The sequence below is a fragment of the Labedella populi genome, assembly GCF_004078655.1.
Lineage (GTDB): Bacteria > Actinomycetota > Actinomycetes > Actinomycetales > Microbacteriaceae > Labedella > Labedella populi.
This window is the reverse complement of record NZ_RZNC01000001.1, coordinates 1,137,919-1,151,540: the sequence shown is the minus strand read 5'-3', so window position 1 is coordinate 1,151,540 and position 13,622 is coordinate 1,137,919. Positions and strand designations below refer to the sequence as shown.

Genomic DNA, 13,622 nt, shown 5'->3' with positions numbered 1-13,622 from the left:
GGTCAGGGCCATTCGGGGTCAGGGCCGTTCGGGGGGGCAGAGGCGTTCGGGCTCAGCCGTTCGGGCTCAGCCGCCCGACCTCGGTCACATTCGCTCGGGCGCGGAGACGCCGAGCAGGCCGAGGCCGTTGCGGATCACCTGCCCGGTCGCGTCGTTGAGCCAGAGGCGTGTGCGGTGCAGGTCGGACACCGGCTCGTCGCCGAGTGGGAGCACGCGGCAGTTGTCGTACCAGCGGTGGTACAGCCCAGCGACCTCTTCGAGGTAGCGCGCGATGCGGTGGGGCTCGCGCAGTTCGGCCGCCTGGGCGACGATGCGCGGGAACTCCTGCAGCGCGCCGAGGAGCGCCGACTCGGTCTCGTGCGACAGCAGCTCCGGCGCGAACGCCGAGCGGTCGACGCCGACCGTCGCGGCGTTCCGGTCGACGGCGCTCGTGCGGGCGTGCGCGTACTGCACGTAGAAGACGGGGTTGTCGTTCGAGCGCTTCGCGAGCAGGTCGAGGTCGATGTCGAGGGGCGAGTCGCTCGAGGAGCGCACGAGCGCGTAGCGGCCGGCGTCGACCCCGACGGCGTCGACGAGGTCGTCGAGCGTCACGATCGTGCCGGCGCGCTTCGACATCTTGACGGGTTCACCGTCCTTCAGCAGGTTCACCATCTGGCCGATGAGGATCTGCAGGTTGACGCCCGGAACGTCGCCGAAAGCTTCGGCCATCGCCATCATGCGGCCGACGTAGCCGTGGTGGTCGGCGCCCAGCATGATGAGGTTCTGCTCGAAGCCGCGCTCACGCTTGTTGAGGTAGTAGCCGAGGTCACCCGAGATGTAGGCGGGTTCGCCGTTGCTGCGGATGATGACCCGGTCGCGGTCGTCGCCGAACGTCGTGGTGCGGAGCCAGACGGCGCCGTCCTCCTCGAACACGTGACCGAGCGCGCGGAGGCGCTCGATGGCGCGACCGACGGCGCCGGATTCGTGCAGGTGGTCCTCGTGGAAGTAGACGTCGAAGTCGACGCCGAAGCCGTGCAGCTTCGCCTTGATCTCCTCGAACATGAGCTCGGTGCCGTGCGAGCGGAAGATCTCCTGCTGAGCGTCGCGGTCGAGCGCCGCCATGTCGCCGTCGTAGTCGGCGACGACGCGCTCGGCGATCTCGCCGATGTACGCGCCGCCGTAGCCGTCCTCCGGAGTCGGCTCGCCGAGGTAGTGGGCGAGCAGGCTCCGGGCGAAGCGGTCGATCTGCGAGCCGTGGTCGTTGAAGTAGTACTCGCGTGTGACGGAGGCGCCTTCGGCCTGGAGCACGCGCGCGAGCGAGTCGCCGACGGCCGCCCAGCGCACACCACCCATGTGGATGGGACCGGTGGGGTTGGCGGAGACGAATTCGAGGTTGATCGGGATGCCCGTGTAGAGGTCGCCCTCGCCGTAGTGGGCGCCGGCGTCGACGATCGTCTTCGCGAGCTGCCCCGCGGCGGACGCGGAGAGCCGGATGTTGATGAAGCCGGGACCGGCGACCTCGGCGGAGTCGATGCCGTCGACCTGCGCGAGGCCCTCGGCGAGTTCCGTCGCGAGCTCGCGCGGGTTGGTGCCGAGCGGCTTCGCGAGACGCATGGCGAGGTTCGACGTCCAGTCGCCGTGCTCGCGGTTCTTGGGCCGCTCGATCGTGATGGACTCGCGCGTGATGGACGCCGCCGAACCGGCCTGGCGTCGCTCGGCGAGCGGCAGGACGAGGTCGTACAGGGTCTGGGCGAGATCAGTCGGGGTCACGGGGGTCGATTCTATCCGCCCCCGCGGGGCGCGCCGCCGGTGGAGCGGCGCTCCGGGCCACCGCGTTGCTATCGTCGGGCTGCTCGCTCCCCAGAAAAGAGGACCCCATGGTCAGCCTCCGCTCCCCGCGCGTCGACGTGCGCGGCTTCGCACGAACCGCCACCGCCGCCGCCCTCGTGGCGGGAGCCGCGCTTTTCTTGAGCGGTTGCACCCCGGAGCCCGCGGCGACGCCGTCGGCCAGCGCGTCGGGTGCTCCGTCGCCGTCCGCGACCCCCTCGGGTTCGAGCGTCCCGACCCCCGACGAGACCCCGCCGGAGTTGCCGGACCTCGGTGAGGCCGCGCCGGAGTGCGCCGAGGTGCTCTCCGCCGACGACGTCTACGCGTACAACCCCAACTACAGCGCCGTCGCCGCCCCGACTCCGTCCGCCGGTTCGGCGCTCGCGGAGGCCGCCGACCTCGGCGGGCGCATCTGCCGCTGGAGCAACGACACGAACGCCTTCCCCATCGATGTCGCCGTGACGATCCCCGGCGCGAGCGAGTTCGACCGCGTCAGCGAAGAGGCGGAGACGTCGAGCACACCCGCGAGCGAACTCGGCGGCGACGCCGCCTACTTCGATGTCGTCGACGGCACGGGAGTCGCTCAGGTCTTCGCCGATGACCACTGGATCGTCTTGTCGAGCCCGTTCTTCGCGGGTGCCGCCGAAGCGCGCGAACTCGTCGCCCCGATCCTCACGAACCTCGAGCTGTAGCGGTCCCTGAGCCTGTCGGTCCCTGAGCCTGTCGGTCCCTGAGCCTGTCGAAAGGGCTCACCCCACGGGCGACGTGACCCGTCCTTGAACCTGGGCCGTCGCCGCTCGAGCATCGAGTCGCCGGCGCCAGCGCCTGGACGGCACCTCCACGAGCCACCAGCTGACCGTCGCCGCCGCAATCGTGGCGACGATCCCCGCGAGCGGAAGCCAACCCGCGGCGGCACTCCGCCCGAGCACCGCCCCGAGCCACAGCACGATCGGATAGTTCCACAGGTACGCGGCGTAGGAGATCGTGCCCAGGGCGAGCAGCGGCCGGAGGGCGGGCGTCGGAAGCTCGCCCCAGTCCCTCCATACGTGGATCAGCACGACCGTCACGAGCGCGACGAACGGACCGAGGATCAGGTACGAGGTCGCCTCGTACTTCCCGCCCGGCAGGAACGACAACGCCAGGAGAGTCGCGACAGCGACCCCACCTACCAGCGCTCGCGCCGCGTGGCTGACCGGCATCCAGCCCACCACCCGATCCGACCAGATTCGCGCCGCCGCCCCGATCACGAGCGCGAGCGACCACGACGCCGGGTAGCGGTAGACCTCCTGAACGTCGGGCGCCGCTCCGACGAGTGTGATCGTGAGCACGAGCAACAGCGCGGCAACGACCGCGAGCACCACGAAACCCGGTCGGCGGCGCCGCACGGCGAGGGTGAGCAGCAGCGGCCAGACGAGGTAGAACTGCTCCTCGGTCGCGAGCGTCCAGAGGTGGTCGATGGCCGAGCTGCCGAGCTCGATCGGCAGGTTGCCCGTGTAGGTGAGGCCGATGAGGAGCGCTCGCGCGAGCCCGTCACGCTGACCGAGCGGATCGACCGTGAGGGTCACGAGAGCGATCGCCGCGAGGACAAGGAGCAGCGGCGGGAACAGGCGGATCGCCCGATTGCGGAAGAACCGCACGAAGTCGACGCGGCCGCGCTTCGCGAGGTCCGCGAGCAGGATCCCCGTGATGAGGTAGCCGCTCAGGGCGAAGAACGCGACGACGCCGACGATGCCCGCCGATCCGAACGTGCCCGGCCACGCATGCCGCAGCAGGACGAGCCCGATGGCGAGACCACGGAGGAGATCGAGCCCCGCGATTCGTCCCTGCACCAGCGCAGTCTACGAGAACTCATACGGTCTCCGAGCCTGTCGACGGGCAGCTGGCCACTGCTGACGCGACGACCTGTCCCCGCTGGTGCGGACTACCCGATGCTGAAGGGCGACCGGTAGTCGTCGAACGGCAGCACGTCGGCGACCGCGGAGATGACGACGCGGTCGAGGGTGAGCGCCGCGAAGTGGTTAGTGAGGAACGCGACGTCCGCGGCGTCCCGCCCGGTCGCGATGCGCACGAACGACGGACGCGGCGCAAGCCGGGTCGCGTCGATGACGAACCAGCGGCCCTCGATCCACGCTTCCGCGACGGCGTGGAAGTCCATCGGAGACACTCCCGGTGCGTACACGGAGACGATGCGTGCGGGGATGTCACGAGCGCGCAGCAGTGCGACGACGGTGTGCGCGTAGTCGCGGCAGACGCCCTGACGGCTGGCGAGGGTCGTGGACGCGCTGTCCGTCCCGGTCGTCGAGCCGGAGACGTACGAGAAGTTGTCGGCGACCCAACTGCTGATCGCGTCGACGAGGTAACCGCCGCTCAGGTGACCGAAGGTCTGCTTCGCGAAGCCGTAGACCTCGTCCGACTCGGCGTAGCGGCTGGGGCGGAGGTATTCGATGAGGTCCATCTCCGTGGTCGGGGCCAGCGGGCGCTGCCCGAGCACCGCGGCAGCGTAGTCGACGCGATACGAACCCGCCGGGACGGAGAAGCGGTGCAGCCGGGAGCCGTGCCGGTCGACGACCTCGTGCACGGGGTGCTGCAGGCCGTTCCCGAACACCGTGAGCGACTCGTGCGCGATCGGGGTGCCCGCGGCGACGGCGATGGAGAGGATGACGTCACTCGGGGCGGCGAGCCGGAATTCGAGCGTCGAGGAGACGGTGGCGGGCATCGTCTCATCCTCACACGGCGCGAGGGGTCACGGCCACAGATCCCGGACAGTCCAGCCGTCGCCGTCCTGCACGTAGTCGACGCGCTCCCCCGCGCTCGCGGGCCGGAGCTGCAGGACGTCGACGTGGGTGGGGATGAGGCGGTACGCGGTCCACGCCGTGGACGTGTCGCCAGGGCGCTCCTCGGCGCCGCGACGGGCCTCCGCGAGCCGGCGTTCCGCCTCGTCGGGGTCTCCGAGTTCGGTGCCTTGGGTGCCAAGAGCGACGCCGGCGCGAGCGGACGGGTGCCGGGCGAGGAAGTCCGCGTCGGACACGTCGCGGGGACCGGGTTCGGCGCGCCCCTTCACGCGGATCTGCCGCCCCGAGCGCGCCCAGTAGAAGACGGCCTCGGCGGATGCCTCGTGCGCGAGCGCCAGTCCTTTCGGGCTTCCCGAGGAGGTCGCGAACCAGAGCGCGTCGTCGAGGTCTTTGAGGATCACGGTGCGCGCTTGTGGTGCACCGTCCATACCCACCGTCGCGAGGGCGAAGGCGTGTGGGACGGGTGTGCCGTTCTCCACCTCCTCCTCGAGCCACGTGCGCAGGAGCACCATCGGGTGGGTGGGCAGCGACTCCGCCCGTAGCACGGGTCGCTCCTCGGGGCGGGTGGGGATGGCGCGCAGGACGTCGCGGAAGGAACCGCTGGGGGCGTCGGTCATGCGGCGAGCCTATGGTTTCGGCGTGCGTGGCGGGGATGGGTTGCGACGGCTCAGCCGATGAGGCTCTGGAGGACGCCGAGCCGCAGTTGCGCCGTAACCGCGATGAGCAGGTAGTCCGCGAAGTATTCGAGGTAGAGCAGGAACGAGACGATCCATCCGGCCGCCCCCGCGATCATCCAGAAGACGGCGAGCGCTCGCGGGGGCCGAACAGGAAGCGGTGGACGCGACCCGAACGCGTCCACGGCGGCGTGGCCGCTCACAGCTGATGCCACCGGCCGCCTCCTGGTCACGTCTCGTTGCGTTCCGACGTTAGAGACGGCCGGAGCCCCACGACCGGGACCTTGGTCCCCCGGGTTTTCACCACGCGGCGCGCCTTTGCCCGTGCGGCACGGCCGTGGTCCGGGCCTCATCGCGAATTCTGATAACGTGTCAGAGCACTGCGCCTCCGTAGCTCAGGGGATAGAGCGCCGGTTTCCGGTACCGAAGGTCGGGGGTTCGAATCCCTCCGGGGGCACTGTAAAAAATGGCCGCCACTTCAGTTGAAGTAGGCGGCCATTTGTGGCTTTGAAAGTTCACGCGACGATCTTCGGGGTCGTTGCTCGAGCGGATTGCGAAAGCGGACCATGACGCTGTGCGCCTGCCCACCTTGGTATGGATCAGTGATGCGTCCTAGCGACTTCGATTATGACCCACAAGAAATCACGTCACGGTACGCTCGGGCCAGGAAACCAACGGACGGAAGCGGAATCTGATGCCTGGTGAGTGTGCAGGACCAGTACAAGCACATGGTGTTCACCGATCTCAGCGCGGTGAGGGCGCTCAACACGCTCCAACGCTCGTAACGTGCTCCACTCAAATGTTTGCGAGCCATTGATGAAAGCGGTCGCGGTGCTGGCAGTACTTCCCGACTACCGATCGAGCTTCGTCCAGGAGCTCTACAAAGCGCTCGGCCAGAGCGATACAGACCTATCGTTCGTCGTCGGCGACCAGCACCTGGACGCCACTGTGAAGTCGGCGGATCACCCGCGAGTGATCAAAGTGAGGAATCGCACCTTCCTGGGCAGGAGAATCCTCTGGCAGGCCGGAGCGCTCCGTCACGTGCACGGCGCCGACGTGGTGGTCGTGGATCTCAATCCGCGATCGGTCACCGCATGGGTGATTTTGCTCTGGAGGATGGCTCTGCGGCGACGGACTCTCGTCTGGGGTCATATCTTGCCCCGACGAGGCGCCGCGGCTAGGACGGCGCCTCTGCGACGGCGCATGCGGCGGCTGGCGAGCGGCGTGATCAGCTACACGTGGTCTGACGCCCAGAAGGTCATTCAGGAGGACAAGTCCGCTCGGGTTTGGGTCGCCGCCAATGGCCTCTACCCCGACCCGTTGCTTGGATACGACGCCCAGTCCGATCTCCGACACCGCCTCCTGTACGTCGGTCGCATAGAGCCGACGAAGAAGCCCATCCTAGCTCTCCAAGCCTTCGCGATCGCGCGCCGTGAGTTGTCGCTCGATGACCGCGTACGATTGACCTTCGTCGGGAGCGGATCACAATCATCCGAACTTGAGACCCAGGCGCGAGCGTTCAGCGTGTCCGATCGAGTCGATGTACTCGGAAGCATCAACGACTACGAACGGCTACGAAAGCTGTACGCGGAGAGCGTTGCGTCGTTGTCGCCGGGCTACGTGGGTCTCAGTCTCACTCAGTCGCTTGGTTTTGGCGTTCCCATGCTGGTGGCTCGCGACGAGCCACACGCCCCCGAATTTGAGCTTTTCTCGGCGTCGACCGGAAGATCATTTCCCATGGACGACAGCAGGGCGATGGCCGAAGAAATGGTGTGGCTGTCGAAGAACATGGACAGCTGGGATCGCACGGCGATCGTTGCGACTGTGCGTGAGACTTACTCTTCGACGGCGATGGCACGCGGGTTCGAGCTGGCGCTTCGGAACATAGATCAGCCGGTGGCGAAGTGACCACCGAACGGGGCCGCCTCTCCCGCGTACCTGGCGGCAAGCATATTCGCGCGGTTTGGCAGTCCTGGCAGAGGAGGAAGGCGGTTCAGGGCCGCGTTACCCTCGGGCGCGACGTTCGAATCGGCTCGGGAACCGTCATCCGGTCACTGCATGGCCTGGATATCAGCGAGGGCGTGGCCATCGGTCGCAACTGCACCATCGAAGTAAGTGGCTCAATCGGGCACAAGACAGTCATCGCAGCCAACGTGGGAATTGTTGGAAAGGTTGACCACGCCACGGACGAGGTTGGGAGAGCGATCCTCGACTCGACGTGGGTGGGAGACCGCGCACTCCTCCCCACAGACGTCGTCACGATCGGAGAGGACGTTTGGATCGGCTACGGTGCAATAGTTCTTTCGGGCGTTGCCATCGGTCCGGGCGCGATCGTGGCCGCTGGAGCCGTGGTCGTTCACGATGTAGACGCGTTCACGATCGTCGGCGGCAATCCAGCGCACAAACTCGCCGAGCGCTTCACACCCGACCAGCGAATAGATCATTTGGAAGCGCTAAGGCTCGCGCGTTCCCGAGATACCGCACCGCGGCGTACGCGGCGGGACTGAGAGAAGTCAATCTCCGCCGGAGACGAACCGGGGCGCCAAGGAAGGGAATAGCGAGGCTGATCGCGACTATCGTTCGACGCAGCCTATCGCGGCGCCCTCGCGCTCTCCCGCTCGATCGACGTGCCTCGCTCAATCAGTTCAGGGCTCCCCTGGTCCTCCTGCACTCACTCCGTCAACAATGCCTGGCCCGGCACGCTTCCGGAAGCAGCCGCGTTAGACGCGTGACGAGTGCTGGAACACCGGATCCGAAGGCGGGCGGTTCACCTCCGAAGAGGCCTTGGCTTTGGCAGTCCGAGGCGAACCGAGCAAAGTGCGTAAATAAGGAAAGGCACGACGAGCGTGTAAATGCACCACCACATGGCGTGAACCGTGTTCCCGCGAGCCCCGACAAGGGCGAAACCGGATACGACGGCCACGATGGCGGCACCGAGATCGGCGAGGACGGCGTTAAACGCCCACCTCCCGGCGAGGAAACGTACCACGAGCATCCCGAAGAGCAGAGAACCGACTGCCACCGCTACTAGGCCACCGTCGAAATAAAGAACACCCGCAACCGAAGCCACCGGGCAGTTCGGGAATCCGCAACCACCGCCCCAAATGGAGGTCAATACCTGGCCCGAGAAGGCGGTTCCGGGCCCGTTCCCAGGGATGGGCTTCGTGAGGAATTCAACCATCGTGCCTTTTCCCGCGCACATGACCGGTTGGACTGGCCGGCGTATACGGCGATGTAGTCGAGCATCTCAGTGCTCGAACGACGCAAAGACTGGCGTAAGAACTCCTGCAATACCCTCATCGCTGAAATGCCTCCACGACGCGGTCAAGAGTTTCTCGCCCGGCATGCGGGCGCCTGTCGACCGCCATGGGAACGGTTTCCAAGAAGACGAAGGACGTGGCTCCCCAATGTCACGCCATGGCCTCAAACGGACAGGAGATCGAATGAACGCTGCAATCAGCGGAATCAGTAGTCCCGGAATCAGAAACCGGCGAGTACCGAGCTGCGAGAGCGCTAGGAGAGAAAGCGAAACTGCTGCCAACAGAAGGAGCACCTCGGACCGTCTCAGCCGATCGCCTCGCCTCACCTCGATGAGAGGAAAAGCACGGTCGCGATGGGAACCACCAGGACGAGTTCGGGTAATCCGCTCAGAGACACCTCGGACGAACGCCCGCCCCCGAGTGCGAGCAAACTCGAAGATCCTGCCAACGCCGTGATCGCCGCCGCGTAGATGGCGATAGAGAGCAACGCGACCCACAGCACAGCGGCCGCGCTCAACCGGATGTGCGCCGGTTCGCTGGTGCCCCCGCAGGAGAATCTGCGACGCACGGCGCGGACGGGCCCTGGCGATGAAGGCGCCAAACGCGAAGAAGGCGAGACACGTTACACCAACGGTCATCGCTGCATCGAGCCGCATCCCTGTCCGTCGCGCGACCGTAAATTGTTCGCAGCTAGAAGCGATCGACGAAGACGAAGACGTATGCCGAAGATCATCGCGAGCATCACGGACGCGGTCATGTCCGGTGCGACAAACCGGCCCAGACCCTTCACTGGCGAGGAGGCGATCACATAGACAAGGGCTATCGCGGCAACTACAGCTGACAGCGCAATCATGCTGACCGTCTCATCCGCGCGCGCAGTCCATATTGCTGTCAGACGCGAAGGGCGTCGATGTGCTCTCGATACCACTTCACGGTCGATCGTAGCCCGTCCTCCAGGCCGATCTGAGCGGTCCAGCCGGCTTCGGTGAGGCGTGAGACGTCGAGGAGCTTCTGCGGGGTTCCGTCGGGCTTCGACGTGTCCCACTCGGTCTCACCCTCGAAGCCGGCCACTTTGGCAATCGTCTCCGCGATTTCCTTGATCGTGACGTCAGTGCCGGTCCCGACGTTGACCTGCTCAGGACCGTCGTAGTGGTCGAGCAGGTGCAGGCAGGCCGATGCCATGTCGTCGACGTGGAGGAACTCGCGTCGTGGTGAGCCGGTCCCCCAGTTCGTCACGGACGGTGCGCCGGAGGAGGCTGCCTCGTCATACCGACGGATGAGAGCCGGCAGCACGTGCGAGCCCTGCGGCGAGAAGTTGTCCCCCGGTCCGTACAGGTTCGTCGGCATCGCGCTGATCCACGGCAGCCCGTACTGACGACGCACCGCCTGCACCTGGTAGATGCCGGCGATCTTGGCGACGGCGTACGCGTCGTTCGTCTCTTCGAGGTGACCCGTCATCAACGAGTCCTCGTGGATCGGCTGCGGCGCGAATTTCGGGTAGATGCAGCTGGAGCCGAGGAAGAGGAGCCGCTCGACGCGCTGCTCGAGAGCCGCATCCATGACGTTGACCTGGATCTGCAGGTTGTCCGTCAGGAAGTCGACCGGGTAGGTGTTGTTCGCGAGGATGCCGCCCACCTTGGCGGCGGCGAGCACGACGTACCGGGGTTTCGTCTCGCGGAAGAACTCGAAGACCGCGCCGCGATCCTTCAGGTCGAGTTCCGACGAGGTGCGACCGACGATGTCGGTGAAGCCCTCGGCCTCGAGCTTTCGCCAAATGGCAGATCCGACGAGTCCGCGGTGACCGGCGACATAGATGCGGGCGGAGCGGTCCAAGGGGACTCCGCCGAACTCGACGGCGTCGCTCATCGCACGGCCTCGGGCGTCCACGAGGCGAGGTCCACCGAGTCGATCCACGGTGTTCCTGCGCACTCGAGCGCGGTGATGTCGGCGTCGACCATGAGGCGGGCGAGTTGATCAGGAGCGACCGTGGCCTTCCAGCCGAGCTTCTCCTCGGCCTTCGAGGGGTCGCCGATGAGTGCGTCGACCTCGGTGGGCCGCAAGTAGCGCTCGTCGAAGCGCACGTGCTTCTCCCAGTCGAGGCCCGCGTGCTCGAACGCGATCTGCAGGAAGTCGCGAACGGTGTACGCGACACCGGTGGCGAGCACGAAGTCCTCGGGCTCGTCGACCTGCAGCATCCGCCACATGCCCTCGACGTACTCGGCGGCGTAGCCCCAGTCGCGCACAGCGTCGAGGTTGCCCATGTAGAGGTGCTCCTGCTTGCCCGCCTTGATGGCGGCGACCGCGCGGGTGATCTTTCGCGTCACGAACGTCTCGCCGCGGCGGGGCGATTCGTGGTTGAAGAGGATGCCGTTGACCGCGAACATGTCGTATGCCTCGCGGTAGTTCTTGGTGATCCAGTAGCTGTAGAGCTTCGCCGCGCCGTACGGCGAGCGCGGGTAGAACGGCGTGTCCTCGTTCTGCGGCGGCGGCGTCGCACCGTAGAGCTCTGAGGAGGAGGCCTGATAGAACCGGGGACGGATGCCGGCCGTGCGGACGGCCTCAAGGAGGCGGATGGAACCCGTCCCTGTGGTGTCTGCAGTGTGCTCGGGCTCGTCGAACGAGACTCGCACGTGCGACTGCGCGCCGAGGTTGTAGACCTCGTCAGGCTGGATCTCCGAGAGCAGCGTGACGAGGCGGACGCCGTCGCTCAGGTCGCCATAGTGCAGGAAGAGCTTGGCCTCCGGGTCGTGCGGGTCGACGTAGAGGTGGTCGATGCGGGACGTGTTAAACGTCGATGCGCGACGGATGAGGCCGTGGACCTCGTAGCCCTTGGAGAGCAGCAGTTCGGCGAGGTACGAGCCGTCCTGTCCCGTGATGCCGGTGATGAATGCCTTCTTGGTCACTGTCACTCTCCTGATTTCGGTGTCATCCGGCGGCCTCTCGGCGTTCCGGAGACGGGATGCTCGTCTGGATCGGTGCGGGACGACGTCCCTGCGGCAGTGGGGAGACGCGCTGGCCGAGTGGCCTTGCGTCCATTATGACCGCGAATCCTCGTCCGATCGGTCACCGCGTCACCTCCTTTTGAGCGAGCCGATCCACCGGGCATGATGGTCGATCGCGGCGAATGCGTCGAGGACGCGCGCGGCGAAGTCCTGGCCGTTGCGACCGAGTTCGCCCGCGCGGTCGGTGTCGTCCGCGAGAGCGATGGCGGCCCCGAGGAGTGCCGCCGGATCGCCGGCGGCGACGTGCACCCCGGCATTCGACGAGCGCAACTCCGTCGCCGTCGCCCCCTCGGATGCCGTCGCCGCGAGGACTGGTCGGCCGACCGTGAAGTACGACGTCAGTTTGCTCGGCACGGACATCTCCGCGACCCCCACCTTTTCGTTGACGAGGAGCACGTCCGCGGCGGCGAGCACGTTGAGGAAGTCATCGTTCGAGACCGACTCCAGGAATTCCACCGAGGCGGTCCCCTCCGCGTACTCGACGAGGTGGTCCTTCTGATTGCCGTCGCCCATGAGGACGAAACGCACGTCGCGCGGCGACGTGTCGGCGAGGCGGGCGGCGTCGACGACGTTCTCGAGCCCTTGCTTCACACCCATGTTTCCCGCGTGCAGCACGACGATCTCCTCGTCCCGCCACCCGAGCGATCGCCTCATGGTCGCTCGGTCACGGGTGGCCGGCTCCCCGACGTGCGCCCAGTTGCGGATCACCTCGACACGATCACGCGGGACGCCGAGCATCTCGGTCACGACCGTCGCGAAGCGATCGTGGATGACGGAGACGCCGTCGGCCGACCGGAACAACCACGACTCGATCCGCTTGATGACGGCAGCCACCGCCTCGTGCCCACCGGTCTCCTGCGCACCGACAGAGTAGATGTCCTGGACCCACACGCCAACGGGCACGCGGGGGTGGAGGAGCCGGGCCTTCAGCATGGCGAGGGCCGAAGAGAACAGGGCCGGAGAGACGAGGACGATGACGTCGGGTCGACCCCATCGGGCAAACGCGAAGCGCAGGCCGAGCGACAGCTCGGCGGCGAGTCGCTTGAGATTGCTCGGGTTGCCGGGGACGTAGTGGAGGAGCCGCTCGACCACGACGCCGTCGCCGTCGTCCCGCCGCCTCCACTGGCCGTACCCGTCGCGAATCTCCCACTCGGGGTAGTGCGGGTGGGCGCTCAGGACGCGGACACGTCGGCCCCGTCTTGCGAGCCCCGCCGTGAGCTTGCCGACGTACGGCGCATTCCCTGTGGTCTCCGGCGAGAAGTGAGCCGACAGGACCATGGTCTTTTCTCCCCCGGAAGTCACCCTCCCGACACTAGCCGCCCGATCGGCGCGACCGCAGCGGCGGCGCGTAAACATCTCGATTCCAGCCCAGCCGGAAGAGTGGGCACGCGAGGCCAGCGGGTAGTCTGAGCGAGGAAGAAGGGGGCGCCGTTGAGCGACGAGACGAGCACCACGCGACCACCGGTAATCCCGTTGAGGAACGCGCCGGGGGAACGCGCCGCGTGGGACCGTCCCCGCTGGTTCGTCTACGTCTGGGCTATCGCGGAACTGGTCTTCGTCACCAACCCCTGGCAGATCAGCTCGTCCCTCCGTGTGTGCGTCCTGCGGGCGTTCGGCGCGGAGATTGGCGCTGGGGTCATCTTCCGTCCGCGCACGCGGGTGAAGTTCCCGTGGAAGCTCCACGTCGGCAACGACTGCTGGATCGGTGAGGGCGTATGGTTCCACAATCAGGACCACGTCACCGTCGGCCACGACGCCGTAGTATCCCAGGACACCTTCGTCACGACCGGCAGCCACGCGCACCGGCGAAACATGGCCCTCATCACGCGCCCCGTCTCGATCGGGGCCGGAGCGTGGATCACCTCCCGGTGCATCATCCTCGGGGGTGCGGACATCGGACGGAACGCCCTCATCACCCCGAACGCCGTCGTCTCGGGGCGTGTCGAGGAGAACACGGTGTTCGGCCCGCCGAAGAGCGTCGTCCTGGGCAAGCGCTTTGACTGAGTCCGAGGTGCCGCACCGAGAGCCCCACCGCGCGAGGAACTCCGGTGTCTCCGCCTCTGAGGGCCCGAACGGTCCGACACGGCG

General features: G+C 66.9%; 13 protein-coding genes and 1 tRNA gene. 5 read left to right on the top strand and 9 right to left on the bottom strand.

Features of this window, described 5'->3' with window-relative positions; translation table 11 throughout:
- Window positions 1-84 precede the first annotated feature (84 nt).
- Window positions 85-1,749: an arginine--tRNA ligase gene (gene argS / locus ELQ92_RS05460; RefSeq protein WP_128497912.1), complete on the bottom strand. Its 1,665-nt coding sequence runs from the start codon at window positions 1,747-1,749 to the stop codon at window positions 85-87.
- A gap of 107 nt (window positions 1,750-1,856) precedes the next feature.
- Between argS and ELQ92_RS05455 the strand changes: the two genes are divergently transcribed.
- On the top strand, window positions 1,857-2,498 hold the full coding sequence (locus tag ELQ92_RS05455) for a hypothetical protein (RefSeq protein WP_128497911.1): 642 nt from the start codon (window positions 1,857-1,859) through the stop codon (window positions 2,496-2,498).
- 57 nt (window positions 2,499-2,555) lie between these two features.
- Here the strand turns inward: ELQ92_RS05455 and ELQ92_RS05450 are convergent, their stop codons facing one another.
- From ELQ92_RS05450 to ELQ92_RS05435, 4 genes are all read right to left on the bottom strand, one after another.
- On the bottom strand, window positions 2,556-3,635 hold the full coding sequence (locus ELQ92_RS05450) for an acyltransferase family protein (protein WP_128497910.1): 1,080 nt from the start codon (window positions 3,633-3,635) through the stop codon (window positions 2,556-2,558).
- A 92-nt stretch (window positions 3,636-3,727) separates the two neighbouring features.
- Entirely contained in the window at window positions 3,728-4,522 is a 795-nt protein-coding gene (locus tag ELQ92_RS05445; protein ID WP_128497909.1) for a transglutaminase-like domain-containing protein, read from the bottom strand.
- Window positions 4,523-4,549: 27 nt separating this feature from the next.
- Window positions 4,550-5,215 carry a pyridoxine/pyridoxamine 5'-phosphate oxidase gene (locus tag ELQ92_RS05440; RefSeq protein WP_128497908.1) on the bottom strand — a complete coding sequence of 222 codons (666 nt, stop codon included), beginning with the start codon at window positions 5,213-5,215 and terminating at the stop codon, window positions 4,550-4,552.
- Between the two features lie 50 nt (window positions 5,216-5,265).
- The gene (locus ELQ92_RS05435; RefSeq protein WP_128497907.1) at window positions 5,266-5,487 is read right to left on the bottom strand and encodes a hypothetical protein; all 222 of its coding nucleotides are present in this window, start codon (window positions 5,485-5,487) and stop codon (window positions 5,266-5,268) included.
- A gap of 169 nt (window positions 5,488-5,656) precedes the next feature.
- On the opposite strand from ELQ92_RS05435, the gene ELQ92_RS05430 reads away from it, so the two are divergent.
- The 3 genes from ELQ92_RS05430 (at window position 5,657) to ELQ92_RS16700 (ending at window position 7,779) form a co-directional block, all read left to right on the top strand.
- Window positions 5,657-5,729 (top strand) — tRNA-Arg (locus ELQ92_RS05430).
- A gap of 359 nt (window positions 5,730-6,088) precedes the next feature.
- On the top strand, window positions 6,089-7,180 hold the full coding sequence (locus ELQ92_RS05425; protein ID WP_128497906.1) for a glycosyltransferase: 1,092 nt from the start codon (window positions 6,089-6,091) through the stop codon (window positions 7,178-7,180).
- The gene (locus ELQ92_RS16700; protein WP_128497905.1) at window positions 7,177-7,779 is read left to right on the top strand and encodes an acyltransferase; all 603 of its coding nucleotides are present in this window, start codon (window positions 7,177-7,179) and stop codon (window positions 7,777-7,779) included. Before ELQ92_RS05425 ends, ELQ92_RS16700 begins: the two co-directional genes overlap by 4 nt.
- Window positions 7,780-8,039: 260 nt before the next feature.
- On the opposite strand, the gene ELQ92_RS05415 is transcribed toward ELQ92_RS16700, so the two are convergent.
- The 4 genes from ELQ92_RS05415 to ELQ92_RS05400 all read right to left on the bottom strand — a co-directional run bounded on the left by ELQ92_RS05415 (window position 8,040) and on the right by ELQ92_RS05400 (window position 12,836).
- A complete protein-coding gene (locus tag ELQ92_RS05415; protein WP_128497904.1) occupies window positions 8,040-8,453 on the bottom strand; it encodes a hypothetical protein in 414 nt (137 codons plus the stop codon).
- 970 nt (window positions 8,454-9,423) lie between these two features.
- Window positions 9,424-10,398 carry a GDP-L-fucose synthase family protein gene (locus ELQ92_RS05410; RefSeq protein ID WP_128497903.1) on the bottom strand — a complete coding sequence of 325 codons (975 nt, stop codon included), beginning with the start codon at window positions 10,396-10,398 and terminating at the stop codon, window positions 9,424-9,426.
- Window positions 10,395-11,435 carry a GDP-mannose 4,6-dehydratase gene (gmd, locus tag ELQ92_RS05405; RefSeq protein WP_128497902.1) on the bottom strand — a complete coding sequence of 347 codons (1,041 nt, stop codon included), beginning with the start codon at window positions 11,433-11,435 and terminating at the stop codon, window positions 10,395-10,397. Before gmd ends, ELQ92_RS05410 begins: the two co-directional genes overlap by 4 nt.
- A gap of 168 nt (window positions 11,436-11,603) precedes the next feature.
- Window positions 11,604-12,836, bottom strand: a complete 1,233-nt coding sequence (locus ELQ92_RS05400) for a glycosyltransferase (RefSeq protein WP_243694872.1) — start codon at window positions 12,834-12,836, stop codon at window positions 11,604-11,606.
- A 129-nt stretch (window positions 12,837-12,965) separates the two neighbouring features.
- On the opposite strand from ELQ92_RS05400, the gene ELQ92_RS05395 reads away from it, so the two are divergent.
- Window positions 12,966-13,538 carry an LbetaH domain-containing protein gene (locus ELQ92_RS05395; protein WP_128497900.1) on the top strand — a complete coding sequence of 191 codons (573 nt, stop codon included), beginning with the start codon at window positions 12,966-12,968 and terminating at the stop codon, window positions 13,536-13,538.
- Window positions 13,539-13,622 lie beyond the last annotated feature (84 nt).

Bases quoted from the DNA above. Each gene is read 5' to 3' on its own strand.
- ELQ92_RS05455 (WP_128497911.1), top strand. From the start codon at position 1,857: ATGGTCAGCCTCCGCTCCCCGCGCGTCGACGTGCGCGGCTTCGCACGA.
- ELQ92_RS05425 (WP_128497906.1), top strand. From the start codon at position 6,089: ATGAAAGCGGTCGCGGTGCTGGCAGTACTTCCCGACTACCGATCGAGC.
- ELQ92_RS05415 (WP_128497904.1), bottom strand. From the start codon at position 8,453: ATGGTTGAATTCCTCACGAAGCCCATCCCTGGGAACGGGCCCGGAACC.
- ELQ92_RS05410 (WP_128497903.1), bottom strand. From the start codon at position 10,398: ATGAGCGACGCCGTCGAGTTCGGCGGAGTCCCCTTGGACCGCTCCGCC.
- ELQ92_RS05440 (WP_128497908.1), bottom strand. From the start codon at position 5,215: ATGACCGACGCCCCCAGCGGTTCCTTCCGCGACGTCCTGCGCGCCATC.
- ELQ92_RS05445 (WP_128497909.1), bottom strand. From the start codon at position 4,522: ATGCCCGCCACCGTCTCCTCGACGCTCGAATTCCGGCTCGCCGCCCCG.